Origin of the sequence: Rhizobium sp. J15, from assembly GCF_002531825.1 — a bacterium.
GTDB lineage: Bacteria > Pseudomonadota > Alphaproteobacteria > Rhizobiales > Rhizobiaceae > Rhizobium.
In genome coordinates, this window is sequence record NZ_NWSX01000041.1 from 24,917 (window position 1) to 50,649 (window position 25,733).

Annotated in this window: 26 protein-coding genes and 1 pseudogene; 14 read left to right on the forward strand and 13 right to left on the reverse strand. The window is 62.0% G+C overall.

What is annotated here, in order from left to right:
- Positions 1–42: 42 nt before the first annotated feature.
- Positions 43–1,836 (reverse strand): heparinase II/III family protein, encoded by a 1,794-nt coding sequence (locus CO670_RS25695; protein WP_097592845.1) that lies wholly within the window; start codon positions 1,834–1,836, stop codon positions 43–45.
- A 220-nt stretch (positions 1,837–2,056) separates the two neighbouring features.
- Between CO670_RS25695 and CO670_RS25700 the strand changes: the two genes are divergently transcribed.
- From CO670_RS25700 to CO670_RS25730, 7 genes are all read left to right on the forward strand, one after another.
- Positions 2,057–3,037 carry a sugar ABC transporter permease gene (locus CO670_RS25700; RefSeq protein WP_245425999.1) on the forward strand — a complete coding sequence of 327 codons (981 nt, stop codon included), beginning with the start codon at positions 2,057–2,059 and terminating at the stop codon, positions 3,035–3,037.
- Positions 3,034–3,870 (forward strand): carbohydrate ABC transporter permease, encoded by an 837-nt coding sequence (locus CO670_RS25705; RefSeq protein ID WP_085744656.1) that lies wholly within the window; start codon positions 3,034–3,036, stop codon positions 3,868–3,870. The genes CO670_RS25700 and CO670_RS25705 overlap by 4 nt, the downstream gene beginning before the upstream one ends.
- A gap of 4 nt (positions 3,871–3,874) precedes the next feature.
- Positions 3,875–5,047: a glycoside hydrolase family 88 protein gene (locus tag CO670_RS25710; RefSeq protein ID WP_097592846.1), complete on the forward strand. Its 1,173-nt coding sequence runs from the start codon at positions 3,875–3,877 to the stop codon at positions 5,045–5,047.
- Between the two features lie 15 nt (positions 5,048–5,062).
- Entirely contained in the window at positions 5,063–6,172 is a 1,110-nt protein-coding gene (gene ugpC / locus CO670_RS25715) for a sn-glycerol-3-phosphate ABC transporter ATP-binding protein UgpC (RefSeq protein ID WP_097592847.1), read from the forward strand.
- A 20-nt stretch (positions 6,173–6,192) separates the two neighbouring features.
- A complete protein-coding gene (locus tag CO670_RS25720; protein ID WP_097592848.1) occupies positions 6,193–6,906 on the forward strand; it encodes a YesL family protein in 714 nt (237 codons plus the stop codon).
- Between the two features lie 35 nt (positions 6,907–6,941).
- Positions 6,942–8,216, forward strand: coding sequence for a sugar ABC transporter substrate-binding protein (locus tag CO670_RS25725; protein ID WP_097592849.1), 1,275 nt, complete (start codon positions 6,942–6,944; stop codon positions 8,214–8,216).
- A gap of 77 nt (positions 8,217–8,293) precedes the next feature.
- Positions 8,294–10,144, forward strand: a complete 1,851-nt coding sequence (locus tag CO670_RS25730; RefSeq protein WP_097592870.1) for a DUF2264 domain-containing protein — start codon at positions 8,294–8,296, stop codon at positions 10,142–10,144.
- Between the two features lie 38 nt (positions 10,145–10,182).
- Here the strand turns inward: CO670_RS25730 and CO670_RS32695 are convergent, their stop codons facing one another.
- A complete protein-coding gene (locus CO670_RS32695; protein WP_141502392.1) occupies positions 10,183–10,365 on the reverse strand; it encodes a hypothetical protein in 183 nt (60 codons plus the stop codon).
- On the reverse strand, positions 10,340–10,915 hold the full coding sequence (locus CO670_RS25735; RefSeq protein ID WP_097592850.1) for a histidine phosphatase family protein: 576 nt from the start codon (positions 10,913–10,915) through the stop codon (positions 10,340–10,342). The genes CO670_RS32695 and CO670_RS25735 overlap by 26 nt, the downstream gene beginning before the upstream one ends.
- A gap of 88 nt (positions 10,916–11,003) precedes the next feature.
- On the opposite strand from CO670_RS25735, the gene CO670_RS25740 reads away from it, so the two are divergent.
- Positions 11,004–11,246, forward strand: coding sequence for a type II toxin-antitoxin system prevent-host-death family antitoxin (locus tag CO670_RS25740; RefSeq protein ID WP_097592851.1), 243 nt, complete (start codon positions 11,004–11,006; stop codon positions 11,244–11,246).
- A 15-nt stretch (positions 11,247–11,261) separates the two neighbouring features.
- Here the strand turns inward: CO670_RS25740 and CO670_RS25745 are convergent, their stop codons facing one another.
- Entirely contained in the window at positions 11,262–13,658 is a 2,397-nt protein-coding gene (locus tag CO670_RS25745) for a PAS-domain containing protein (RefSeq protein WP_097592852.1), read from the reverse strand.
- A gap of 145 nt (positions 13,659–13,803) precedes the next feature.
- On the opposite strand from CO670_RS25745, the gene CO670_RS25750 reads away from it, so the two are divergent.
- Positions 13,804–14,907 (forward strand): flavodoxin family protein, encoded by a 1,104-nt coding sequence (locus tag CO670_RS25750; RefSeq protein ID WP_097592853.1) that lies wholly within the window; start codon positions 13,804–13,806, stop codon positions 14,905–14,907.
- A 44-nt stretch (positions 14,908–14,951) separates the two neighbouring features.
- Here the strand turns inward: CO670_RS25750 and CO670_RS33460 are convergent.
- The 5 genes and pseudogenes from CO670_RS33460 to CO670_RS25775 all read right to left on the reverse strand — a co-directional run bounded on the left by CO670_RS33460 (position 14,952) and on the right by CO670_RS25775 (position 16,821).
- Positions 14,952–15,295, reverse strand: a pseudogene (locus CO670_RS33460) (metal-dependent phosphohydrolase).
- Positions 15,296–15,300: 5 nt separating this feature from the next.
- Positions 15,301–15,627: a DUF2934 domain-containing protein gene (locus tag CO670_RS25760; RefSeq protein ID WP_097592854.1), complete on the reverse strand. Its 327-nt coding sequence runs from the start codon at positions 15,625–15,627 to the stop codon at positions 15,301–15,303.
- A 30-nt stretch (positions 15,628–15,657) separates the two neighbouring features.
- Complete coding sequence (locus CO670_RS25765; RefSeq protein WP_097592855.1) at positions 15,658–15,990, reverse strand: four-helix bundle copper-binding protein; 333 nt, start codon at positions 15,988–15,990, stop codon at positions 15,658–15,660.
- A gap of 55 nt (positions 15,991–16,045) precedes the next feature.
- On the reverse strand, positions 16,046–16,399 hold the full coding sequence (locus CO670_RS25770; RefSeq protein WP_097592856.1) for a hypothetical protein: 354 nt from the start codon (positions 16,397–16,399) through the stop codon (positions 16,046–16,048).
- Positions 16,400–16,530: 131 nt separating this feature from the next.
- Positions 16,531–16,821 carry a hypothetical protein gene (locus tag CO670_RS25775; RefSeq protein WP_097592857.1) on the reverse strand — a complete coding sequence of 97 codons (291 nt, stop codon included), beginning with the start codon at positions 16,819–16,821 and terminating at the stop codon, positions 16,531–16,533.
- 383 nt (positions 16,822–17,204) lie between these two features.
- Here CO670_RS25775 and CO670_RS25780 point away from each other — a divergent pair, with 383 nt between their 5' ends.
- From CO670_RS25780 to CO670_RS25790, 3 genes are read left to right on the forward strand one after another with little or no spacing between them, the layout of a single operon-like run.
- A complete protein-coding gene (locus CO670_RS25780) occupies positions 17,205–17,519 on the forward strand; it encodes a co-chaperone GroES (protein ID WP_097592858.1) in 315 nt (104 codons plus the stop codon).
- Positions 17,520–17,567: 48 nt separating this feature from the next.
- Positions 17,568–19,196 (forward strand): chaperonin GroEL, encoded by a 1,629-nt coding sequence (gene groL, locus CO670_RS25785; protein WP_097592859.1) that lies wholly within the window; start codon positions 17,568–17,570, stop codon positions 19,194–19,196.
- Positions 19,197–19,250: 54 nt separating this feature from the next.
- Entirely contained in the window at positions 19,251–19,502 is a 252-nt protein-coding gene (locus CO670_RS25790; protein ID WP_097592871.1) for a hypothetical protein, read from the forward strand.
- 27 nt (positions 19,503–19,529) lie between these two features.
- On the opposite strand, the gene CO670_RS25795 is transcribed toward CO670_RS25790, so the two are convergent.
- Genes CO670_RS25795 through CO670_RS25805 form a run of 3 tightly spaced genes read right to left on the reverse strand, consistent with a single transcriptional unit; the run spans position 19,530 to position 21,921 of the window.
- A complete protein-coding gene (locus CO670_RS25795; RefSeq protein ID WP_097592860.1) occupies positions 19,530–19,808 on the reverse strand; it encodes a DUF6522 family protein in 279 nt (92 codons plus the stop codon).
- A 26-nt stretch (positions 19,809–19,834) separates the two neighbouring features.
- The gene (locus CO670_RS25800) at positions 19,835–20,965 is read right to left on the reverse strand and encodes an HPP family protein (protein ID WP_097592861.1); all 1,131 of its coding nucleotides are present in this window, start codon (positions 20,963–20,965) and stop codon (positions 19,835–19,837) included.
- Positions 20,966–21,015: 50 nt separating this feature from the next.
- The gene (locus CO670_RS25805; protein ID WP_097592862.1) at positions 21,016–21,921 is read right to left on the reverse strand and encodes a LysR substrate-binding domain-containing protein; all 906 of its coding nucleotides are present in this window, start codon (positions 21,919–21,921) and stop codon (positions 21,016–21,018) included.
- 255 nt (positions 21,922–22,176) lie between these two features.
- On the opposite strand from CO670_RS25805, the gene CO670_RS25810 reads away from it, so the two are divergent.
- Positions 22,177–22,488 (forward strand): hypothetical protein, encoded by a 312-nt coding sequence (locus CO670_RS25810; RefSeq protein ID WP_097592863.1) that lies wholly within the window; start codon positions 22,177–22,179, stop codon positions 22,486–22,488.
- Between the two features lie 220 nt (positions 22,489–22,708).
- Positions 22,709–22,909 (forward strand): hypothetical protein, encoded by a 201-nt coding sequence (locus CO670_RS25815; protein WP_097592872.1) that lies wholly within the window; start codon positions 22,709–22,711, stop codon positions 22,907–22,909.
- A 32-nt stretch (positions 22,910–22,941) separates the two neighbouring features.
- On the opposite strand, the gene CO670_RS25820 is transcribed toward CO670_RS25815, so the two are convergent.
- The gene (locus tag CO670_RS25820) at positions 22,942–25,470 is read right to left on the reverse strand and encodes a methyl-accepting chemotaxis protein (protein ID WP_097592864.1); all 2,529 of its coding nucleotides are present in this window, start codon (positions 25,468–25,470) and stop codon (positions 22,942–22,944) included.
- Positions 25,471–25,733: the final 263 nt, after the last annotated feature.

The window sequence follows — 25,733 nt, forward strand, 5'->3', positions numbered from 1 at the left end:
AAAACTGTGAGCGGTTTTCGGAGGACATCACGCTCTAACTATTTAATTTATCTGCAATCTCAGGCACTTGCCGGCGAGCGGCAGGCGCAGCCGGTAGAGCTTCTCCGGCCAGGCCGATCTCAGCCTGGCGTCATTCACCTCGATCTCGTCGATTTCGATTTCGCCGGCGCCGTCGACAAGAATGCTGCCGAGCTCGGCGAGATCGATCCTGTTCTCGGTGATAACAGGCGTGACGCACGCCATCAGCGACAGGACCGCCGGCCGGTCGCCGTCATGGGTATCGACGATCTCGACATGGCGGCCGCGCAGCAAGGAGACCGTGCGGCGATAGCTGCGCAGTTGCGCTTCCTCGGGATAAGCGCCTGAAATTTCGAGGGATATGCGCGCGCGCGCCTCGCCGAATTCGACCTCGACATCCCTAGCACCGAAGGCTTCGCCGGCGGATTGCATGACGCCGGAGAAAGTCGGCAGGTTGTGATAGGCCGATTGCATCGTCCAGATCTCGTAGCGCCGCGGCGAGAAGGTCTTGGCGGTATAGGTCTCGACGCCGATATCGATCAGGAACGGGCGTCCGTTCTTGTAGAGCGTCACGCTGCCGACATCGTTGTGATTGTGGCCCTCGCCATTGTTGCCGCCCTTGACCGCAAGCGAAAACTGCCCGTCGCGGGCGACGAACAGGCCGATGCCGGGATAGAAGATATCCCGCCCGGACACCGGATTCGGCTCGGTCTTTGGAATTGCCGGCCCGGTCAGCAGTTCCTGCACGCGATACCAGAGGTTCCATTCCCCCGGCAGGTGCGGGCTCTCGGCTTCCGCCCGGTCGGCTGCGGCGAAGGCGGCCAGCATCTCGGAACCAACAGCCTTGCCGAACAGATATTCGCGCGCGCTGCAAGGTTCGACCACGGCGGAAGAATCCGCGAAGTTGAAATAATGGCGGCCGGCCACATGCATGTGGGCGATATATTCAGCCATGTTGCGGATCTTCTGCTGCCGCCAGATCTTGGCGAACAGGCCGGGTGCGACGCGATCGAGCACGGTCAGCGCGCCGTGCAGGCAGAGTGCGGCGTGGCGGTAATAGAGCACGCCTTCCTCGCAGGCGCCGTCCTCGGCATAGTCCTTCAGAAAGGCATCGAGGCTGCCGAGCGCCTTTTCGGCAACGGCGCGGCGCGTCGGCTGATCAGTTCTCAGCGAGAAGGTGGTCAGCAGGACGTTCTGGGTGATCCAGGCCGTCCAGTTGTTCATCCGCTCGTCGCCGTCGCCCATCCACCAAAAATGCCGGCCGAGATAGGGCGTCAGGATGCGGGCCTCGATCTCGCGTTTCACGCGCGCCGCAATCTCCGGGCTGATGCTGTCGAGCGCAGCGCCGAGCAAGGCGACGATCGTTGCCAGAAGGGCAGCCGTTTCGGCAGCGAAGAGATCGACGACCGGTTGCGAACTGTCGGGAAGCGGCAGACGCGGGCCGCCGCGCCCATAGGCATTATGCGCCGGAAGCTGCCAGCCGCTCTCCTCGGCGATCAGGAAGATGCCGTCGACGATGCCGGGCAGGAACCGGCCGTTTCCTTCGACGAGTTCGCCCAGCACCAGATCGTTGAGCATCCGCCGCCGCGTGAAATAAAGCGTCTCGAAACGCGAACGATTGCCGGTCGCCGTATATTCCCGGTAATCCGCGGCCGTGATCAGAGGCCATGCGCGTGCAAGCGTGGCTTCCGCATCGCGCACGACCACGTGGCGCACTGCCTGCGGCACTCCGTTCCATCTCTCGCGGTCGGAGTAGATGGCGCCCGGCGTGAAATCGCTGAGGACGTCCGGCAACGCGCCTGAAATCTCGCTGAACATATCCCTCCCCGCAGCGGAAAAGCATCGATCGGCCTCTGGCCTTCATTTCCACCTATCATATGTTTTCGGCGCTCGCCATAAAATTTGTATGATCTATTCAGAACTTGTTTGACCAATACCGGAGATGTGCTATGTCCTTGGCAGGAGGAAGAACAGGCGGCGCCCGTCCGCCCGAACGGCTCTGGATTGAGGCTAGAAAAGCCCGGAAGCCGCCAGCGGAATGCCCGACCAGGAGGAAGCATCGGTGTCCATATCGAATTCGGTCATCGCCAGGGATGGCGCCCCGGCAACTCCACGCCGGAAGGTCGCGGCGCTGTCCAAGCGCCAGCGCAAGATTCGCAGCGCGCTCGTCGCCTATTCCTTCATCGCGCCGAATTTCATCGGTTTCGCCGTCTTCACGCTCGGCCCGATCCTCTTCGCCTTCGCGCTCGCCTTCATGCATTGGGACGGCTCGAATGCGATCACATTCGCCGGGCTCGATAATTTCTGGCGACTGTTCGACGACAAGGCCTTCGTCGCGGCCTTCTGGAACACGATCATCTACACCGTCGCCTCGGTGCCGGCGACGCTGCTCTGCGCGCTCGGCCTCGCCGTCCTTCTCAACCAGAAGATCGCGGGGCGGAATTTCTTCCGCACGGCGATGTTCTTTCCCTATGTCGCCTCGCTGGTCGCCGTCGCCGTCGTCTGGAACATGATCTTCAATCCCGAGATGGGGCCGGTGAACATGATCCTCTACACGCTCGGCCTCGACCCGAAGAACATGCCGGGATGGGCGGCCGACCGCCATTGGGCGATGGTGACGGTGATCCTTTTCGGCATCTGGAAGAACATGGGCTATTACATGGTCATCTACCTGGCCGGCCTGCAGGGCATCAATGCCGAGCTCTATGAGGCTGCCGACCTCGACGGCGCCAATTCCTGGCAGAAATTCATCCATGTCACGGTGCCACAGCTCGGGCCGACGACCTTTTTCGTCACCGTCATGCTGACGATCCAGTCCTTCAAGGTGTTCGACCAGATCTTCATGATCACCCAGGGCGGCCCCGGCACCTCGACGCTCGTCCTCGTCTACCACATCTACAACGAGGCCTTCATTTCCTGGGATCTCGGCTATTCCAGCATGATTTCGCTGGTGCTGTTCTTCCTCGTGCTTGCGGTCACGATCTTCCAGTTCCGCCGCCAGAGGGAGGACGAGGCATGAGGATCGCCGGGCGCAAGATCACCGTCAAAACGGTCCTCCTCTATGCAATCGTCATCACGGTGACGGTGGTGATGCTGATGCCCTTCGCCTGGATGCTTTCGGCATCGCTGAAGCTCAGCCGCGACGTTTTCGCCTTCCCGATCGAGTGGATACCGTCTGAGCCGCAATGGCAGAACTATGTCGACATCTGGACGAAGATCCCGCTTGCGCTCTTCATCTACAACACCTCGAAGCTGACGATCATCGTCACGCTGCTGCAGCTCCTGACCTCCAGCTTTGCCGCCTACGCCTTCGCCAAGCTGAACTTCCCTTACAAGAACACGCTCTTCCTCGGCTATATCGCCACCATCGCCATGCCCTGGCAGGTCTATATGGTGCCGCAATTCCTGCTGATGCGCGAGTTCGGCCTCAACAACACGCATCTGGCGCTGATCTGCCTGCAGGCCTTCACCGCCTTCGGCGTCTTCCTGATGCGGCAATTCTACATGTCGATCCCGACCGAGCTTTGCGAGGCGGCGCGCATCGACGGCATGAACGAATACCAGATCTGGGCGCGTATCATGCTGCCGCTCTCCAAGCCCGCCCTCTCGACGCTGACGATCTTCACCTTCGTCAGCACCTGGAACGATTTCCTCGGACCGATGATCTATCTGACCAAGACCGAGCTGAAGACCGTCCAGATCGGCCTGCGCATGTTCATCTCGCAATATTCGGCCGAATACGGGCTGATCATGGCGGCCTCCGTCGTCGCCCTCGTGCCCGTTCTCGTCGTTTTCCTCGCTCTGCAGCGCTTCTTCGTCGAAGGCATCGCCTCGACGGGACTGAAGGGGTAAAGCCATGAATGCCGTTTCAACTGTCGTCCCGCAGCCGATCACCGACAAGGAAGTGAACGCCGCGCTCGATCTTGCCGTCGCGCAGGTCAGGCGCAACCTTCCTCAGTTCACCTATGCCGCGCAGAACCACTCGAGCGTGAACAACTTTTATCCCGCCGTTGCCAACGACCAGTGGACGGCCGGCTTCTGGCCGGGCGAGCTCTGGCTCGCCTTCGAGCATAGCGGCGATCCTGTGTTCCGCCATGCTGCGCAGATCCAGGTCCAGTCCTTCCTGCATCGGATCGTCAACCGCATCGAGACCGATCATCACGACATGGGCTTTCTCTATTCGCCCTCCTGCATCGCCGCCTGGAAACTCGTTGGGGACGAGGACGGCCGCAAGGCGGCGATCCTGGCCGCCGATCAGCTGATCGAGCGCTTCCAGCCGATCGGCCAGTTCATCCAGGCCTGGGGCCGCAAAGGCAGGCCGGAAGAATACCGCTACATCATCGACTGCCTGCTGAACCTGCCGCTTCTCTACTGGGCAAGCAGCGAGACGGGTGACCCGAAATACCGCGAGATCGCGCTCACCCATGCCCGCACCACGCTCGCCAACTCGGTGCGGCCCGACGATTCCACCTACCACACGTTCTACATGGACCCGGTCACCGGCGCGCCGGGGCGCGGCGCCACCAAACAGGGCTACCGGGATGATAGCGCCTGGGCGCGCGGCCAGGCCTGGGGCATCGCCGGCATGGCCATCTCCTACCGCTACGAGCGGATCGAGGAATATCGCCAAACCTTCGACCGACTGCTCGCCTTCTATCTCAACCGGCTGCCGGCCGACATGGTGCCCTATTGGGATCTCGTCTTCTCGGACGGTGACGGCGAGCCGCACGACAGCTCCTCGGCTTCGATCACCGCCTGCGGCCTGCTCGAGATGGCCGATCTGGTCGATGCCGAAGCCGCCGAGCGCTACCGCATGCTGGCGCGGCGCATGGTGAAGAGCCTTGCCGATCACTATGCGGTCAAGGACCCCACGGTCTCCAACGGCCTGGTGCTGCACGCCACCTATTCGAAGAAATCGCCCTTCAACACCTGCCGCGGCGAGGGCGTCGATGAGTGCGTCTCCTGGGGAGATTATTATTACATGGAAGCTTTGACGCGCCTTTCGCGCCGCTGGTCTTCCTATTGGTGACGTCAGGAGAACCCGATGGCCAGCATTTCGCTTAAAGAGCTGAACAAATCCTACGGCGCACTCACCGTCGTCCACGATATCGATCTGGAAATTGCCGACAAGGAATTTATCATCCTGGTCGGCCCCTCCGGCTGCGGCAAATCGACGACGCTCAGGATGATCGCCGGCCTTGAGGAGATCTCGGGCGGCGAACTTCGGATCGGCGGCGACGTCATGAACGATGTCCCCTCCAAGGACCGCGACATCGCCATGGTCTTCCAGAACTATGCGCTCTACCCGCATATGACCGTCTACAAGAACATGGCCTTCGGCCTGCAGCTGCGCAAAGTGTCGCGCGATTTCATCGACAAACAGGTGCAGGACGCCGCCAAGATCCTCGACATCACCCATCTCCTGAACCGCAAGCCGAAAGCGCTTTCGGGCGGGCAGCGCCAGCGCGTCGCGCTCGGCCGCGCCATGGTGCGCAACCCTGCCGTCTTCCTTCTCGACGAGCCGCTTTCCAATCTCGACGCCAAGCTGCGCGGCACGATGCGCTCGGAAATCACCAAGCTGCACAAACGCCTTAACGCCACCTTCATCTACGTCACCCACGACCAGGTGGAAGCCATGACGATGGCCGACCGGATCGTCGTGATGAAGGACGGGCACATCCAGCAGGTCGACACACCGCAGAACCTCTACGACCGCCCCGTCAACATGTTCGTCGCCGGCTTCATCGGCGCACCGCAGATGAACATGCTGCCATCGACGATCCAGCGCCGGGGCGACGGTTACGTCGCCATTTTCGACGGCCGGGAACTGCCGCTGCCCGCCCATTTCGACAGGAGCAGGATCGCTCCCTATGAGGGCCGCGAGCTGGTGCTCGGCATCCGCCCGGAGAATTTCCACGAACTGCCGCCGGCCGACATCCCGGCCGAAAATCTCGCGCCCGTGAAGGCAGTGGTCGAGCTTGCCGAGCCCATGGGCTCGGAGGTGCATCTGAACATGGTCGCCGGCGGCCGCAATCTCATCGCCCGTGTGTCGCCGCGCTTCCGACCCGATATCGGCGAGGAGGCGAGCCTCGTCGCCGACATGAGCAATGCGCAGCTGTTCGACAAGGAAACGGAACGCTCGATTCTTTACTGAGGCGCCTGCGGGAGACGGCCATGCAGTGGTTGCGGGATATGTGGACGAAGGAGGGGCCGGGCATTCCGAAGGATGCGCCTGCGAAGACCGGTCTTGCCCTGTTCGCCGACATTCTCGCCCGCGAATGGTGGGAGATGGTCAAGCTCAACATCCTGTTCATCCTGGCCTCGCTCTTCGTGGTGACGCTGCCGGCGGCACTCGCCGCCATGGCCCGGGTCTCGGTGGCCTTTGTCGAAGATCGAAATACTTATTTGCTCAGGGACTTCTTGGAAGCCTTCCTGCGCTACTTCTGGCGCGCTACCGCCTGGGGCCTGGCCTTGGCAGGCACGCTTGCGATCGGCGTCCATGCAATTGTCACTTATGCCGCTGGCGCGCGTGACAATCTGATGCTCGCCGCACCGCTGGCGGTCGCGCTTGTTGCCACCGTCTTCGTCGCCGTGCTCGCCTGCCATCTCATCGTGTTGATGGTCATGCGCGACCTGCCGGCGCTGCGGCTCTTTCGTCTGGCCGCGCTCGCCTCCGTCGCCCGCCCGCTGCCGGCGCTTGCAGCGCTCGCCTTCAGCGCCGCGCTTTGGCTGGCGCACATCCTCTTCTATCCGGTTTCCGTGTTCATGCCGGCGACCTTCAATTTTTCACTCGGAATGTTCGCCGTCGCATTCGGCGTCCATCGGGCAGTGGTGTTGGTTCTGGACCTGCCAGAGGCAATGCGGCCGCACCGACACTTCATAAAATAACTGATCCAGAGACGATCCAGGGAAGGAGAACAGGAATGTATTTGGATAAATTCGGGAGGACGGTGAAACTTGCCGTGGCAGGTTTCACTCTGGCCGCGACGACGGCAGGCGCAGCGTTTGCTGAGGACGCCGTGACGCTGAAATGGGCTTTGTGGGACTGGGACAAAACAGCCTATTACAAGCCGCTGATCGAGGCCTATCAGGCCAAGCATCCGAACGTGAAGTTCGAGCCGATGGATCTCGGCTCGCAGGATTATCAGCAGATGATCTCGACGCAGCTGACCGGCGGCTCGAAGGACATCGACATCGTCACCATCAAGGACGTGCCGGGCTATACCAATCTGGTGCGCGCCGGCAACATCGCCGATCTCAGTGGCTTCGTGAAGGATCAGAAGATCGATCCGGCGCCATATGGCGGCCTGATCGAGGAGCTGACCATCGACGGCAAGATCTATTCGCTGCCGTTCCGCTCCGACTTCTGGATCGTCTATTACAACAAGGACATCTTCGACAAGGCAGGCGTCCCCTACCCGACCAACGATATGACCTGGGCGCAGTTCGACGAGACCGCCGAGAAGCTCGCAGGCGGCATGGGCACCAACAAGACCTATGGCGCGCTGCTGCATACCTGGCGTTCGACCGTCCAGCTGCCCGGCATCCTCGACGGAAAACACACACTGGTCGATGGCGACTACGCCTTCCTGAAGCCCTGGTACGAACGCGCGCTCACCCTGCAGAAGGATGGCGCCATCCCCTCCTATGCCTTCCTGAAGACCTCGAACACGCATTACTCGGCGCTCTTCTTCAACGGCACGATCGGCATGCTGCCGATGGGCACATGGTTCGTCGGCACCCAGATCGCCAAGGTCAAATCGGGTGAATCGAAGAGCAAGAACTGGGGCATCGTGAAGTTCCCGCATCCCGATGGCGTGCCGGCCGGTACGACCGCCGCGCAGATCTCGGGCCTGGCGGTCAATGCCAATTCCACCCACAAGGAGGCCGCGCTCGATTTCATCAAGTTCGTCACCGGCCCCGAGGGCGCGGCCGTCGTCGCATCGACCGGCACCTTCCCGGCGCTGAAGACCGCCGACGTCAGCGCCAAGATCGCCTCGACGCCCGGTTTCCCGCAGGATGAGGCCAGCAAGGAAGCGCTGATCCCGGCCAAAGCCTACCTGGAAATGGCCGTCAACCCGAACGCCGCCAAGATCGAGGTCGTGCTCAACCGCGCCCATGACGCGATCATGACCGACAACACCTCCGTCGACGACGGGCTGAAGGAAATGACCGAAGGCGTGAAGGCCATCAAGTAGGCCTCATGAGATACCGGCGGCCGCGGGTCAGGATCGGCCCGCGGCCGAATCTGTTTTTACGAAATTTCGAGCTGACGATGATCTACGATCCTGCGCGGGCCAATCCGCTTTCCGGCAATCCCCTGAAGACGCGCGACGATCTGGCAAAGGCCGTCATCGACCTTTTCGAGCCGCTTCTGCCCTATTTTTCCGAAGGCGGCGCCCGCGTTTGTCTCGGCGCTACCGGCGCGATCTTCGACCGGGCGGCGGCGGATCTGGAAGGTTTTGCGCGGCCGCTCTGGGGCATCGTTCCCCTCGCCGCCGGCGGTGGCCACTTCCCGCATTGGGATCTCTATCGGCGCGGGCTGGCGAATGGCACCAACCCCGCCCATCCCGAATATTGGGGCGATCTCGCCGACCGCAACCAGCGGCTCGTCGAACTCGCCGCCGTCGGCTTCGCGCTGGCGCTGGTGCCCGAGCACATCTGGGAGCCGTTGAGCGACAGCGAGAAGAAGACGGTCGCCGCCTATCTCAGCGCGGCGCGGGAACTGGAATTCATCGACAACAACTGGAAATTCTTCCGCGTCCTCATCGATCTCGGGCTGGAGCGCGTCGGTGTTCCGTTCGACCACGGCAAAACTGTCGCCTATCTCGACGAAGCGGAGGCTTTCGATCTCGGCGAAGGCTGGTATCGCGATGGGCCGGTCAGGCGGGTCGATCACTACATCCCCTTCGCCATGCATTTCTACGGCCTGATCTATGCCGTGCTGGCGCGCGACGACGAAGCGCGCAAGGGGCGCTTCCGCGCTCGCGCCGAAATCTTCGCCCGGGATATCCGCCACTGGTTCGGCCCCGATGGAGCAGCCCTTGCCTTCGGCCGCAGCCAGACCTACCGCTTTGCGGCGGGCGGCTTCTGGGGCGCGCTTGCCTTTGCCGGTGTCGAAGCGCTGCCCTGGGCTGAGATCAAGGGCTATTACATGCGCCATATCCGCTGGTGGTCGGCGCTGCCGATCGCCGACCGCGACGGCGTTCTCTCCGTCGGCTACGGCTATCCGAACCTCCTGATGAGCGAGAGCTACAATTCGCCCGGCTCGCCCTATTGGGCGCTCAAATTCTTCCTGCCACTCGCCCTTCCCGAGGATCATCCCTTCTGGGCTGCAGCAGAAGCGCCGCAGCCGCAATTCCCGCAGCCGGTTCCCTTGAAGCCGGCCGGCATGGTCGCCATGCATACGCCAGGAAATGTCGTCGTACTCTCTTCCGGCCAGCAGCACGACAAGATGCGCGGCGCCAACGAGAAATATTCGAAATTCGTCTATTCCACCCGCTACGCCTTCAACATCGAGGCCGACGACCGGAGTTTTGCGGCCGCGAGCTTCGACGGCATGCTCGGCCTCTCCGACGACGGCACCCATTTCCGCATGCGCGAAACAATGGAGGAGGCGCTGATATCGGGCGACCGGCTCTATTCGCGCTGGCGCCCCTGGAACGACGTCACCATCGAAACCTGGCTCATTCCCGCAAACCCCTGGCACATCCGCATCCACCGCGTCGCCACGCGCCGGGCGCTGAGCACCATCGAGGGCGGCTTCGCGATCGAACGCGCCGATTTCAACGCCGATCGCTCCGAACAGGCTGAAGGCCGGGCCGTCTGGTACGGACAGACGGATGTCAGCGCCATCGTCGACCTATCGCCGAAGCCCAGGGCCGGCCACGCAATGAGCCCGATCCCGAACACCAACCTGATCCACGCCAAGACCTTGCTGCCGCAGCTACGCGGCGAAATCGGCCCCGGCACCACTGTGCTCGTGACGGCAGCAATGGCGCTCCCCAACGGCGCGGCTTGGGCAGAGGCGCTGGACAATCCGCCGGCATATCCCGATCTTAAAAAGGTGGAGCGAGATATCCGCGAGAACGGCGTGCGTGTTCCGGCATTTTCTCTCCGATCGTAGATAAGCCTTGAAGGTTAAGGGGTAAGAATAGCAGAAGGTCAGCGGACTTTCGGTCCGTCAGCGATGTGCTTGTCCTTCAAAAGCTCAGCATCGAGATGACTGAGCCCCGACAACATCTGCGACGCCGCGATCGCGTCAAGCTCCTGATCGCTGAGTGTCGGCGTCAGCTCGACGAGACGACCTCGGCGAGGAGAATTATTCGACGTGTTGGGCTTGGCCATTCTGAAGCCGATAAAATCCAGTCTGCGGCACCGGTAGTTCCAGCATGTCTTCCCTTGATAATCCAAGATACATGCCTCGTATCAGTCTCCCCGTCAGTCCATGGGATATGGCTATCGTGGTCGAGCGAAGCTGCGACAGCCAGTCCTTGATGCGGGCGCAAGCTGCATCGAATGTTTCTCCATCCGGCGATCGAAAGAACCAGTTAAAAGCATCGGCGCCTTCGAGCATCCCCGGATATTCCATGTCGATTTCATAGTGGCTCATGCCATCCCAGGAGCCGATCGTCACTTCCATCAATCGCGGTTCGTCGCGGCTGCCCAAGGGCACATACCGCGCAATGCGTGCCGCTGTTTCCTTCGTGCGGCCTAACGGGCTGACATGAACATCGATTTGACCCGGATGCCGCTCAAGCTCGCGAGCGAGGCGCCGACCCGCCTCATCCGCTTGCTGCTGTCCTCTTCCAGTAAGAGGGGAATCTTTTTGCCCCTGAAAGCGACCGGCCGCATTCCAGACGGTCTCGCCGTGTCGGAGGAGAAAAATCGTCGTCAATTTCTTGACCCTTAAGAGGATGCTGCAGTATCTGCTAACATAACTCGCTCCGGCTAGACGAGAGATTCAAACAAGGGGAGAGACCACTATGGCGATCACAGTCAAAGTCGCTGAAGCAAAGGCTCGTCTATCTGAATTGCTGGCGAAGGTCGAAGCAGGCGAAGAGGTCATCATCTCTCGCGGTACCAAGCCGGTTGCTCGCCTTTCTCGAATTCGCCACGAGAACGATATCGACGCGTTGATCGCCGAAATTAAGGCGCAACGGACCCATCGTCGGTCCACGACGCAAGCAGAATTGCGCGAATGGCGGGATGAGGGCCGCCGTTACTGACAATCTCTGCCTCGCCTACCGTGCACCAGCAACGCGCAGCTCGTCCGATATCTCCGCGCCGATCGGTAGCCGCAACGTGAAGGTCGTGCCGTTGCCGCGGCTGCTTGCCACCTCGATCGTGCCGCCGTGCAGCTCGATGATCTGTTTGACGAGGTTGAGGCCGATGCCGGTGCCGGCGATGCCGGTGGAGCTTCTGGCGCGGAAATAGCGCTGGAACATCTTCGGCAGGTCGTCTGCGTCGATGCCGATGCCTTCGTCGCGCACCCTGATGCAGACGCTTTCGCCTTCCTGCCAGCCAGTGACGTGGACATTCGGGGCATCGGGCGCGTATTTCACGGCGTTCGAGAAGAGGTTGCTGAAGACCTGGTCCAGCGCGGGCTGATCGCCGAAGATGATGGGGGGAAGGCGATCGAGGTCGAGCAGGAAGCGATGCGAGCGCCGGATGCCCTCCTGGCGGGCGCTGCAGGTTTCGATGATCTCGGCAATCGAGCAGGGCTTATGCACGATGGTGATGCGGCCATGGTCCAGCCGCCCGGCGGCAAGAATGCTTTCCATCAGTTCGAGCATGCGAGACACCGAGCTTCGGATCTGCTCCGCCTTTTCAGCGAGGAACTCGGGCGTCGCGGCCTCCTTGCGCCGGATCAGCCGTTGCGCGGCACCATCGATCACCGCAAGCGGCGTGCGGAACTCATGCGATGCCATCGACACGAACTGGCGCTGCAACTCGTTGATCTGCTTTTCTTGTTCGAGCATCCGTTCGAGTTCTTCGGTCTGCCGCGCCAGTTCGACGGTGCGCGATCGCACCATCTCTTCGAGCGTGTCCCGGTGCTGCAGCAATGCCTTTTCGGCAAGCTTGGCTTCGGTGACGTCGACGACGGCCGCCAGCGCCGCGGCGCTGCCCTTGTAGTTGAGGCAAGTTGAATAGACGGTGACGTCGATCGCTGTGCCGTCCTTCTTGACATGCCGGGAGCAGCGGGTCGAGGCGGCGGCGGGGTCCTCCGCGTCAAAGACGGCAGTCTCCGGCCGCCTTGCATCTTCCGGTGCCTGGATGTCGAGCAGCGTCATCGTCAGGAACTGGTCCAGGCGATAACCGTAATGGTCTATGGCGGCCTGGTTGACGTGCAGGAATTTCAGGGTGTCCCGATCATAGACCCACATCGGCATCGGGTTGCCTTCGAACAGCAGTCTGAACGAGGCCTCCTGCATCTTGAGATCGGTGATATCGACGCGGATGCCGACGCTGCCGCCATCGGAAACGCGGCGCTCCTCGATCCTTATCCATCGGTTTCCGGGCAGGCGCTGCTCATGCTTGCTGCTGGGCTCGGCATGATAGGCCAGCCGCTCGGCGAGCCATTCTTCCTCGCGCCCGACCGCTTCCGGATATTGGCCGCATTCGATGCCTTCGCGGAGACGGTCTTCGAAACGCATTCCCTTGAGGAGCTTGTCGCCGCTTTCCTCGTAGAGCTGTTCATATCTGCGGTTCCACAGGACGAAGCGGTCTTCGGCGTCGAACAGGACGAGCCCCTCCGGCACGACTTCGAAAGCCGCCAGAAGCCGGGCATGCGCAGCCCGCGCCTCCTGCTCGGCGCGCTCCGCCTGAAGATGCGCCTGCGCAAGGGCCTTCTCCGCGTGCCAGGCCTTGGTGATATCCTCATGGGTCGACACCCAGCCGCCGTCGCGCGTGCGCTGATGATAGCCGCGGATGATCTGGCCCGACTTGAGTTCCTTGACCCAATCCCGGGGCGTGTCGCCCATATTGGTCGCTTCGGCCCAGGCGAGATATTCCGAGGTCGAGGTGAAGGGAACGGCGCCGACTTCATGCCGGAGGTTCAAGATGTCTTCGAGCGACTGTCCCGGGTGGATGACGGATGGATCGAGTCCGTAGACTTCCGCGTAGCGGCTGTTCGAAAGCAGCAGCCGGCCGCCTTCGTCGAACAGGCATACGCCCTGCCCCATGCTGGCAAGCGCCGTATCGAGCTGCTCGTTGCGCTGCTGCAGCCGCGCGTGAGCCGCGCCGAGTTCGATATGTCTCTCGATGCGGGCGACGAGTTCGGCGGTGGAGACGAGATTGGAGAGGCAATCCACCGCCCCGGCGGCAAGCCCTGCAATCGTTGTCTCTTCATCCTGCGGCGAGACGAGGATGATGACCGGGATATCGCGCGTGGCAGCATTTTCCTTGAGACGCCGGCAGTCTTCCAGGCCGCGTCCCTCCGGCGACGCCGCGTCCAGCAGGATAAGCGCAGGCAGGGGCCGATTGCCGGCGCTCTCATGAAGCTCATTGCCACCGGGAATGCGCAGCACGATACCCCGTTGCTTCAGGCAATCGCCAAGATCATGCCGGCTCGACAATGCGCCGCCCGTTGCAAAGATTGTGTGCAGCTCGCCGGACAAGACAATCCTCCGTTTGCCCATAGAAACGCGACTATAGGTCGTGCCGGTTAATAAGCGCCTTACCGTTGGTCGTTGTCGCCCAGTGTGGATGGTGCTCCTGGCCGACAAGCGGAGGAACCCTCCATTCGCCGATGCGTTCACCCAAGCACCGGCCTCAGGAGATCCCATGTCCGCCGACCCCGCCGTTTCAACCGCCGATCTCGAACCTCGCAAGGGCAGCCCCAGCCCGAGGCTCGACGAAGCTGCGTTCAAACGGCGCTTCCTCAACCAGTTCAGGGACCCGGCCTATGGCGTTTTGCAGGCCGAGCTTTCGAAGCTCGCTTCGGCGGCCTGGGAGGCTTACGCAAATTCGAGAAAAAGCCCGAAGACGCGGAAAGCCGGGCCGGGCTTCGCGGACCCTGATTACGATCTGGCCGAGGACTGGCTGGCGGCCCGCGATGCCATTCATGCCGCGCAGGAGCGGAACGAAGATCCGAACGGCCCCATCCGCATTCTTCTCGTCAATGGTTCCACCCGCAGCGAGCACACCTGCCCGGGAGAACTTTCGAAAAGCTACCGCATGGTCGAGATCGCAAGGGCGGTGCTGGAGCAGCAGCCGCGCGTGAAGGTCGAGGTCCTCGATCTCAGCCGGGTGGCCTCCGAATATGGCCGGCAGATCCATCCGTGCAAGGCCTGCTTCTCCACCTCGGCCGCCCTGTGCCATTGGCCCTGCAGCTGCTATCCCAACTATTCGCTTGGCCAGATCCACGACTGGATGAACGAGATCTATCCGATGTGGGTCGAGGCGCACGGCATCATGATCGTCACGCCGGTGCACTGGTACCAGGCGCCGTCCGCCCTGAAGCTGATGATCGACCGGCTCGTCTGCGCCGATGGCGGCAATCCCGATCCGACAAGCACCCATGGCAAGCATGCCAAGGAGGCCAAGGAACTCGAAATGAAAGGCTGGCCCTATCCCCGGCATCTGGCGGGCCGCATGTTTTCCGTCATCGTTCATGGCGACACGGAAGGTACTGAGAACACCCGCAGAAGCCTTTCGGACTGGCTGAAATCCATGGATCTCGTTGCAGCCGGCGCGCTTGCCGAAATCGATCGGTATATCGGCTATTGGGAGCCTTATGCGACGAGCCATGCTGCCTATGAAAAAGACCAGCCCATGCAGGAGGAGGTTCGCAACGCGGCTCGAACGCTTTATGAGGCGGTTGCGGCCAAGCGCAGCGGGCATCAGGTTTCCGCGGGAGAGGATTTGCAGCAGCCACGCCAGAAGTAACGATATCGCGCATGACGACGCCGCGCCTGTTCCCGGCTGACGGACTATCCTGCGTTCCGCATCTGTCTGAGGATATCGAGCCCGCGTTCGTATTTCTCGGTTTTCCTGCCGGCCTGCTCGGCCTGTTGCAGATTGTCTTCGAGGTCGGCCTTCTTGACCGGCAAGGCAAGCGGGTTCGATGCCGCGCGCCTGACGAAATCGTCGTCAGGCTCGTCCAGCCGCTGCCTTTTTCGACGACGTCGTGGAGATAAGCGACGGTTTTCGCTTCATCGCCGGAAACGAGCATTGCCACCCGCTGGCAGTGTTCGAAGTAGGGCTGGCCGGCCTTGTCCGTCTGCCCTTTATGAGCCTCCATAGCGATCTGCGTGGCGTGGTCGAGATGCTGCATGGCGATCAAGGCCCTTCGGTCTTCCTGACCTCCCGCGCGGAAGGCTTTGCGCCCGTCGTGATCTCGACATCGGGCATGGGCGCCGCGGCGAGCTGGCCGGGCGCCGTTCGCGGCGGATCGAAATCGCCGCTCTCACCTGCGGCCTGAAGCAGAGCCGCGTCGTCGCGGTCGTCTTCGTCGATCAGGTCCTGCAGCGTCTCATGCTCGTCCTCGCCGGCCAGTTCATCGCAGGCCTGCAGCCAATGGCGCAGCTCCGCGCCCTCCGGGCGGCCTTCGGCCTCCCAGATCTCATAGGCGCGCCGGCGTATCTGCTCGTGCTTGTCTATGGCCATGATCTCCTCCGGGTTAAGCGGATCGAGGCGCTAGGCTGCCATTTCGCGGCAGCTTTCGGCGCAGCTTCGGCAGGCATCGACGCATTCCTGCATGTCGCCCACCCTTTCGCAGTCGGCTGCGCATTCCGAGCAGATTTCCGCGCATTCGCGGCATGTGTGCCTATGGTGATCCGTGCCGATCAGCATGAAGTGCGCCGATGTGCGGCAGATTTCGGCGCAAGCCATCATCAGTCTGAAATGCGCGGGTTCGGTATGCTTGCCGCCGGCTTCGAGACAATGGTTCATCGCCGTTTGAAGACAAACGCTGTAGCAACGCAGGCAATTATCGATGCATCTCTGCATTTTCGCGTCGAGCCGATGCATTCTTCATCCTCCTCTTTGAAACGCGATTGAATGGGCCGCCCGAAGGCGGCGGCCTTCAGGGCGTATTGATGGTCGGCAGAAAATCTTCCACCTGCTTGCGCTCGTCCTTGGAAAGCGTCTCCACCCGTTCCTTCCAGAACCGTTCGGCCTCCGGCGGGTCTTCCTTCCAATGGCGGACAGTGGTGATGTTGTCGTCGATCTTGGAGCGGCGGTTGCCGCCGAGGCGAAGATATTCCTTCGCAAGTTTCAGGCTCTGGGTTTCCCAGCCGCTGTCGGCGTCTACCGGCAAGCTCGTATTGCGCAGGGCGGCGTCCAGCGCCTTTTTGCGGTCGCTCTCGGCCTGTGCCGTATCCGCTGAGCGCGCATCATCAGTGCCGCTTTCGGGCAGCACGGTCGAATTGGAAGTCATGTCATGTCCTCCTTCCGTCATGCAAGGCGCGCAGGCTCGCCCCGCGATCCAATAACCGTCGGGGGCAGCGAGAGTTCCGGATGATGCGATGGATTTGGAAGGAGAAGGCCGCCCGAACAGGCGGCCGGCGATCAATGGACGGCCATGCTCACCATGCGATAGGGATGCACGGCCTCGAACTGCAGGATCATCTCGGTCGCCTGCTGCAAGACGAGCTCGGCATTTTCAGGATCGTAACGGGCAAGTTCGTCGGCATTGATGCGGATCGCTTCGGCCATGTTGGTGGAAACGGCGGCGAAGTGACTATTGCCTTCGACCAGGGCCTCACGCGCCGTATCCTCCAGCGTGCGGGCGATATCGACGAAGACTTCTTCGCGCTCCTCGATACTGAGGTCTTTGATTGTGTTGGTTTTCTCTTCCATTTCAGCCACTCCAAAAAGACGTGGGACACAACCGAGCTTATCAAGCCTCGATCACCGAAGAGCTGGGAGTGCCAAGGTGCGGATTCAAGCCTTGGTGGGCTTGAACGCGCCTTCGAAACCCGAGCGCGACGACCATCGCCTGCATTTCGAACGCAGGAATTGATCTTCGGTTCCCTCAGGCGCTACTCCCTGGACGTTGGTCCGATGAGGGCTGGCAGTCGCCGACGGAGAGTGCTAAATTTTTCCTTCATCCTCTTGAAATCGAAAAGCCGTCGAACCAGATCATTTACGCGAAACGCGCCCGCACGCGAGGCGCACCCGCCCGGACTGATCATCCGGTTCGGCCAGGGGACCGTCATCACCGTTTGTGCATGGAGGAAGGCATGTCGTTCCGACCGCTTCACGATCGCATTCTCGTCCGCCGCGTCGATTCCGAGGAGAAGACCAAAGGCGGCATCATCATTCCCGATACTGCCAAGGAAAAGCCGCAGGAAGGCGAGGTCATTGCCGCCGGCCCCGGCGCGCGCAACGATGCCGGCCAGATCCAGCCGCTCGACGTCAAGGTCGGCGACCGCATCCTGTTCGGCAAATGGTCCGGCACCGAGATCAAAATCGCAGGCGAAGACCTGCTGATCATGAAGGAAAGCGACGTGATGGGCATCATCAAGGCCCAGAGCGAAGGGAAGCAGGCCGCCTGAGACGGCTGTGCTCGGAGTGAAGCTAGCTGCCTATGAAGGAGTGAGGACATGGCTGCTAAAGAAGTCAAATTCAGCACGGAAGCCCGCGACAAGATGCTGCGCGGCGTCGACATTCTCGCCGACGCGGTGAAGGTCACGCTCGGCCCGAAGGGCCGCAACGTCGTGATCGACAAATCCTTCGGCGCGCCGCGCATCACCAAGGACGGCGTTTCGGTCGCCAAGGAAATCGAACTCGAAGATAAGTTCGAGAACATGGGCGCCCAGATGGTCCGCGAAGTCGCTTCGAAGACCAGCGACATCGCCGGCGACGGCACCACGACCGCAACCGTTCTTGCCCAGGCGATCGTTCGCGAAGGCGCCAAGGCCGTTGCTGCCGGCATGAACCCGATGGACCTGAAGCGCGGCATCGACCTTGCCGTCAGCGCCATCGTCGCCGAACTGAAGACCAATGCCCGCAAGATCTCCAACAATTCCGAGATCGCCCAGGTCGGCACGATCTCGGCCAACGGCGACGCCGACATCGGCCACTATCTCGCCCAGGCGATGGAAAAGGTCGGCAATGACGGTGTCATCACCGTCGAAGAAGCCAAGACCGCCGAAACCGAACTCGAAGTCGTCGAAGGCATGCAGTTCGATCGCGGCTATCTCAGCCCCTACTTCGTCACCAATGCCGACAAGATGCGGACCGAGTTCGAAGATCCCTATATCCTCATCCACGAGAAGAAGCTTTCGAACCTGCAGCCGATGCTCCCGGTTCTCGAAGCCGTCGTTCAATCCGCCAAGCCGCTCCTCATCATCGCCGAAGACGTCGAAGGCGAAGCGCTCGCAACGCTCGTCGTCAACAAGCTGCGCGGCGGCCTGAAGATCGCTGCCGTCAAGGCGCCTGGTTTCGGCGACCGGCGCAAGGCCATGCTTGAAGATATCGCTATCCTCACCGCCGGCACGGTCGTTTCCGAAGACCTCGGCATCAAGCTTGAGAGCGTGACTCTCGATATGCTCGGCCGAGCGAAAAAGATCTCGATCGAGAAGGAAAACACGACCATCGTCGACGGCGCCGGCTCGAAATCCGACATCTCGGGGCGCATCGCCCAGATCAAGGCTCAGATCGAAGAAACCACCTCCGACTACGACCGCGAGAAGCTGCAGGAACGTCTTGCCAAGCTAGCCGGCGGCGTCGCCGTCATCCGTGTCGGTGGCTCGACCGAGGTCGAGGTGAAGGAGAAGAAGGATCGCGTCGACGACGCACTGCACGCAACGCGGGCGGCGGTCGAGGAAGGCATTCTGCCGGGCGGCGGCGTGGCGCTTCTGCGCGCCGTCAAGGCGCTTGAGAATATCAAGACCGCCAATGACGACCAGCGCGTCGGCATCGACATCGTTCGCCGCGCCGTCGAAACGCCGGTTCGCCAGATCGCCGAAAATGCCGGAGCGGAAGGCTCCATCATCGTCGGCAAGCTGCGCGAGAAGAGCGAGTTCTCCTACGGCTGGAACGCCCAGACAGGGGAATATGGCGACCTCTATGCGCAGGGCGTCATCGACCCGGCCAAGGTCGTGCGCACCGCACTGCAGGATGCGTCCTCCATCGCCGGCCTTCTCGTCACCACCGAAGCCATGGTCGCCGAGAAGCCCAAGAAGGACGCCGCTCCCGCCATGCCCGCCGGCGGCGGCATGGATTTCTAAAACAATCGCCGGCCCGCCCGCACCGCCGGACGGGCCTTTTCCGAGGGAATGAAGATGGTTCAAACGATCGTAAACCGGTCGCAGGTTCCGCTGGATTCCTGCGATCTCGAAACCTGCCAGCGCGTCTTCGACAAGATCAGCACCGATTATCAGGTGGCAAAGGACAGCGACGAGGCCGAACGGATGGCGAGCATCATCATCGAACTCTACCGGCAGGGCGTGCGCGACCCCAATCACCTGCGCTCGATGGTCGAAGCGGCCCGCGGCCTGTTCGAACCCGCAAGAGGCGACGAACCGAAGGTCTGATCCCGCAAGCGGATCCGCGGCGATATTTCAGCGCCGCGGCCGCCCCGGCGCGTTTGCCCGAAGAACGGTCATCTCCTCATGCTGCACTTCATTTTCGGCGTTCAGCACCGCGCGCCAAAGCCTGTTGCCGAGGCGTAGCGACACCCGCTTCGTGCCTTCGTGTTCAGCGGTGCCGATTTCCACGGAGCTGACGAGGGAGCCATGGCGCATGTGGCGACGAAGATCGGCCAGCGACAGGCCGAACCGCTGCGCGAGCTCGGATGAATCGAGGATGAAATCCCCGTTCGGATCGCGTTCGATCATCATCGGCTCATTCTCCAATCATTCCGAGATCAGGCCACGGCCGGGATCGGCGCGCTGTCATTCGGCAGCAGCCGCGCCACGGCGCTCAGGAGATCCGTCTGCGATATGAGGCCGAGGATGCGGTAATCGTCATCGACGATGATGACGGCATGCGTGCGCCCGTCCGTCAGCACGGGCAGCAGCGACAGGGCCGCATCCGCCGGTCTCGCCACCGCCGGCCTCGAGATGGCGCCCGAGATCGTACCGGCGCTCGCCGACAATTCCCGCAGGCCGACGGTGCCGATGAGGCGGCCTTCAGGATCTTTCACCGGTAGCGTGCGGATATTGTGCTTGAGGAGAAGCTGGCGCGCGGCCTCCGGTTCCGCGGCTTCGCCGACGGCGATCACGTCGCGCGACATGATGTCGGCGCAGTTGATCCTGGCATTCGACCGGATGGCCGCCTGCAGCTCGACCTGCTGCAGCAGCCGGCTCAAGTCGGCGCGATCGATATCGAAGGTTTCATCGAGCGCTTCCAGCGCCGCATCGAGATCTTCCTCGCGGAAGCCGACCCGCACGGCGGACGGCAGGTCGATCGTCTGGTGCGTGTTCTCCGCGGGCTTCGGCACCACATGCGGATAGTTCCGCCGGGAAAGCTTGTGGAACAGCAGGCCGAGGCAGACGAGGATGCAGGAGTTCAGGGCGACCGGCACGAAGGGGAAGAGAAAACCCCAGCCGGCGACGACGGGACCGCCGAGGACGGCCGTCAGCGCCGCCGCGCCTCCAGGCGGATGCAGGCAGCGCGTGAAGGACATCGCGCCGATCGCGAGCGACACGCCGACACCGGTCGCGATGATCGGATCGCGGATGAAATAAGCGGCGACGATGCCCATCATGGCGGAGATGGTGTTGCCGCCGATGATCGACCATGGCTGCGCCAGCGGGCTTGCCGGCACGGCGAAAAGAAGCACGGCTGAGGCCCCCATCGGCGCCACGATCAGCGGAAGATGCGGCCCCTGTCCGAACAGATAACCGCTGATGACGCCGGTGAACCCGATCGCCAGCAAAGCGCCGAGGCAGGCGATCAGTCGCTCGCGTAAGGTCGCGCCGGCAAGGATCGGCGAGAACAGGCGGAAACGACGGAAGCGACTCGGTCCCACCTTCGGGGAAACGGGATACTGCATGACAAGACCAATTGCGTGAGGGATATCGGCGACTGAAGGAGGCGGGCGGGCTAGTTCATTGCCAGCCTGAGATCTCTGCCCTTCGTCGCACCGAGAACTTCGTGGAAGGCATTGAAGGCGCTGGGGCGGTCGCCCTTGCGGTAAACGAGCAGCGTTTCGACAGGGCCAAGCGGATGGGTCTGGACGGCCGTCGGCCAATGCATGAGATCCAGAACGGATTTCGGCATGACCCCCGCCGTATTGCCGGTCGCAACGCTTGCCAGGATGGCGTGGTAGGAGCCGAGCTCGCGGGTCGGCAAGGCGCCGGTCTTGCGCGCCCAGCTCTCGGCGATCCTGCGATAGGTGCAGCCGGGCTCCAGAGCGGCGAGCGAGGCGACGCGCAGATCGGCGGCGGATTTGATCGAGGGATGGCCCGACGGCAGGACGATCAGCAGATCCTCGACGAAGACCGGCTCCATCGCCAGCGTCTTGAGCTCGGCATCGAAATCCGGTTCTTCCTTGCGCATCGCCTTGGGCGGCCGGGCAATCAGCGCGCAATCCAGGGCATCCGATATAACAGCGCGGGTGAGATCGCGGGAGGCGCCCATGGTCAGCTGCAGCGACACATCGGGCCACATCTGGTTGAACTGTGTCAGCGCCGCCGGCAGCCTGCTTGCCGCCGTGCTCTCCATCGTGCCGACCCGCAACGTGCCCGATGGCGCGAGCGGCCGCACGGCCTGGCGCGCTTCGAGCGCAAGCGCCGTCAGCCTGTTGGCATAGGCGAGGAAGGTCTCGCCTTCCCGCGTCAGCGTCATCTTCTTGCCGTCACGGCTGAAGAGGGAGGCGCCGAGATCTTCCTCCAATTGCTGGATGCGCGTCGTGACATTCGACGGCACCCGCCCGACGGCCTTGGCGGCTTTCGTAACGCTGCGGTCGCTGGCGACGGCAAGGAATATCTCGATCGACGAAAGGTCCAATGAAAATCTCGTTTTCGAAATTATGGGAACGGATAATTCTCTATATAAAAATCATTGCCGCCGCTCAAGTCGTATTACGATATAAATTGGTCGTTCGAGTGGGGGAGGAAACGGCTGCCGAAAAAACAAACGCGACGCCGCGGAAATAGCCACGCGACGCCGGATATTGCCCTGCCGAACGGCGAATAGAGGGTTTCAGGCTGGCATGGGGTTTGCATCTGCAATCCCTATCTGCAGATCGATCAACGCCGGCCCATGTTGCACCTTGTCCTGACCTGTCTTCTCCTCAGCGTGGCTTCCGGCTTGAGCATGCGGCGTTTTCTCCTGCCCTATTTCCCGGGCGGCGATCTCGCCGAGAAATCCGCTCCGGTGACGATCGTCGCAAGCGCCGTCTTCCTGGCGGCAATGGCCTTTACCGTTTCCGACCAGGATCTCTGGGCGAAATTCGTCATCCTGATGCTCGGCCTTCTGCTGGCGGCGATGTTCGACGATGCAAGACCCAGGCTGACCATCGCGCTCTCCGCCGTCAGTCTGGCCGCCTATCTCGGGCTGCGCTCGATCGCCTGATAGCCCCTCGGTTTCACCCCGAACGGAATCTCACGGCTCACCCGCCGGGCATCCTTGCGCAACCGCAAACGTTGCGGTGGCAGCTACGAAATATTTCAAGCGCCGCGCGATAAATGATTTCAATTGAAGAATGATCTTGAATTATAATTCTCGTTTATCGAATATGAAGGAGCCGGTGCCGGAGACCGGAGACAAGAAACTCCTTCGATGGACGACGATCATGGAGAGCGATGCCGCAAGAAAGATCTGGTCGGAATGGTATGCATGGCACCCGGTCCTGCCGATCGACGATACAGTCTTCTGGCTCGAAACCGTCTACCGGCGGGAAAGCCCCGACGGTTTCTGGCAATACCGCTCCTTCCGCACCGAATCCGAACGCCGGCGGGCTTCAGCCGACATTCCTCTCTGTCCCGGCGCTTAACGCCTGATACCCCAGGATGAGCGCCTGCACCGTCAGGATGCGAGCGCGATCGATGGCCTGCGGCCCTCGGCAGCAGCGGTCTGGAAGTGGGAAATCCTCTCGTTCAACACCTCCACCTGATGCCGGAGCCGGTGAATTTCGGCGGTGTTTTCCTCCACCATGGCGGCATTGTGCTGGGTGATGTGCTCGACATCGCGAACGGCATTGTTCACCTCGTCGATGCCCTTGTATTGCGTGGTCGTGGCAGAGGAGATGACCTGCACCAGCCCGTTGATCGAGGTGAAATGCTCCATGATGGCGGAAAGCGCCTCGCCGGTCTCTTCGACCAGCGTGACGCCGGCGCCGACCTGGGACGCGCTGTTGGAGATCAGATCCTTGATCTCGCGGGCAGCCTTGGCGCAGCGCTGCGCAAGCTCGCGCACTTCCTGGGCAACGACCGCAAAGCCCCGGCCGGCTTCACCGGCGCGTGCGGCTTCGACGCCGGCATTCAGCGCAAGAAGATTGGTCTGGAAGGCGATCTCGTCGATCACGCCGATGATGCTCGTGACCTTCTCGGACGAACGGTTGATGGCGCCCATGGCATCGACGGCCTTGGCGACGACGGCGGCGGAATGCTCCGCCTGGCGGTGAGCCTCGGCGACTGAAAGCGAGGTCTGGCGCGCATTCTCGGCGGTCGTGCGCACGCTGGCGGTCAGCTCGCCGAGTACCCGCGAGCTCTGCTCGAGGGCGGCCGCCTGCTGCTCCGTGCGGCGGGCGAGATCGTCGGCGGCTCCCGAAAGATTGGTGCTGCCCTCGGCGATCTCATAGGTCGAGTTGCGAACCTCGGCGAGCGTCAGGCGCAAGGCATCGATGGCGTGATTATAGGTGCGGGCCATGGCGACATATTCGGCAGCGAGATCCTCGCTCATCTCTGCGGCGAGATTACCGTTGGCGAGCTTGCCGAGCATGTCGGAGAGCGCGTTCAGGGCCTCGCTCTGTTCCGCCTCGATGCGCGCCTGCTCGGCGGCGCGGCGGGCCTGCTCCTGTTCGTCGCGCGCCCGGCTTGCTTCGGCGACCTCTTCCAATCTGGTCTTTTCTAGCGCCTGGTCGCGGAAGACGGTGACCGAGCGGATCATGTCGCCGATCTCGTCGCCGCGCTTGCCGTCGCCGATAGGAACGTTCAGATCGCCATCGGCAAGCCGCATCATCGTCTGGGTGATGCGCTTCAGCGGCCCGCGCAACGTTTCGATCAGCATCAGGCCGCCGATGATCGCAAGCACCGTGCCCGCAATCATGGCCGAAAGCGACATCGTGGCCGAGCGCTGGCTGATTTCCTTGCCGCTCTCCTGCGCCGTGCTGACGAATTGTTCGAGCGTATGGCTTGCGGCCGCCACCAGTTCGGTCGCCGCCTCCCTGTTGTTCTGCCACCGATCCGCAATCGAGATCAGCGCCGACGTGCTCTTTTCGATCAGGGCAAGCGAAGGCTCGATCTTCTTGGCAAGATCCTTCAAGGCGGCATTTTTGCCGCTCAGGGGTTCGAGCTTGGCTGCGCTTTCACGCAGCGCCTTCAGATCCACCAGAACCGCATCCCGCGATTCCGCATCGACCCGCCTGTTCAGTTCGCTCAAGTGCAGGCGCAGATCGTCGATCGATTTGAAAGCGGTGTTGACGATCGCCACCATCGAGCGAAGCGTCGCGATGCTCGCATCCATGCCGACAAAACGCTCGATTGCGGTGTCCGCGTTGCCGGAGGCAAGTTTTGCGAACTGCTCCTCGAAACGCTGCAGATCCTGGTCGACGGGCGCGTAGCCTTCAAGCGACAGATTGGCGATGTCCTTCGCCGTGGCGGCGAGCTTCTCCAGAACCGGCTTCAGCGAAGCGACCTGGCTTTTCGCCTTGTCGGAGCCAAGCGCCTCGCTCTCGCCGACTTCCTTGACGAGCGGCGGCAGAAGGCTGCCGATGGCCTGGGCAAGTTTCTGCGGGTCGGCGGCACCGGCGGTCGCCTTGCGCAATTTCGTGATACGCGCCGCGAGGTTCTTATAGGCCGAGGCATCGAGAAGAAGCGCCCGGACGAAGGCCTCCTTGCCATTGGCCTGATCCTGCAGAACGTCGAGCTGCTTGCGGGCGGTCTGGCTTTCCCTGAAAAGCTGCGCCACCGCCTCGTCGATCGCCTGTTCGGTATTCGCCCGTTCCTGGGACACCGCCCACAGCGCATCGGCGCTGCCCTGCATCTTGCCGCCGAGTTCGCGCACGACGGAGATCTGCTGCTTCTGGGCGGGATCGATCAACATGGCATCGAGCGTCGCCGCGCCCTTCTGCTGATCGGCGATGCTGGCGATCAGCCGGTCGCGGGTGGCCGGCGCCGGCAGATCGGTAAAGGCGGTGAGCGAAGAGCGCAGCTGCTGGAAACTGGAAAGCGTATCGATCGTCTGCCGCGTCAGCGTCATCTGGCCGTTCAGCGTGCCGGCGGTGAAGTAACCGAAAAGACCGATGCCCGCGATGAGAACGATCAGAGGGACCAAGAAGAACAGGACCTTCGTCACGATCCGCATACGCTGCAACAGACGATCAATCAACGACATGAAATGGTGGCCCCCGCCCAGGAAATTCGGCTCTTAACTCCAGCGCCCCACCATGCGACAGCACGCCTGCGCGCAATTGACCATCGCCCTCAATTGACGGTGGCCGCGCCCGAGACCTTCACGATAGGCAGAACTCTTAAAAAAATAGTCAATGGTGTCGAGTTTGTTCGCGAGGATGACCGAAGGCATATCTTTTCTGCTTCTTCTGCCTCCGATTTGCTGGCAACCTCGCCTTTTCCTCGACGTCATCCTCGGCCTTGTGC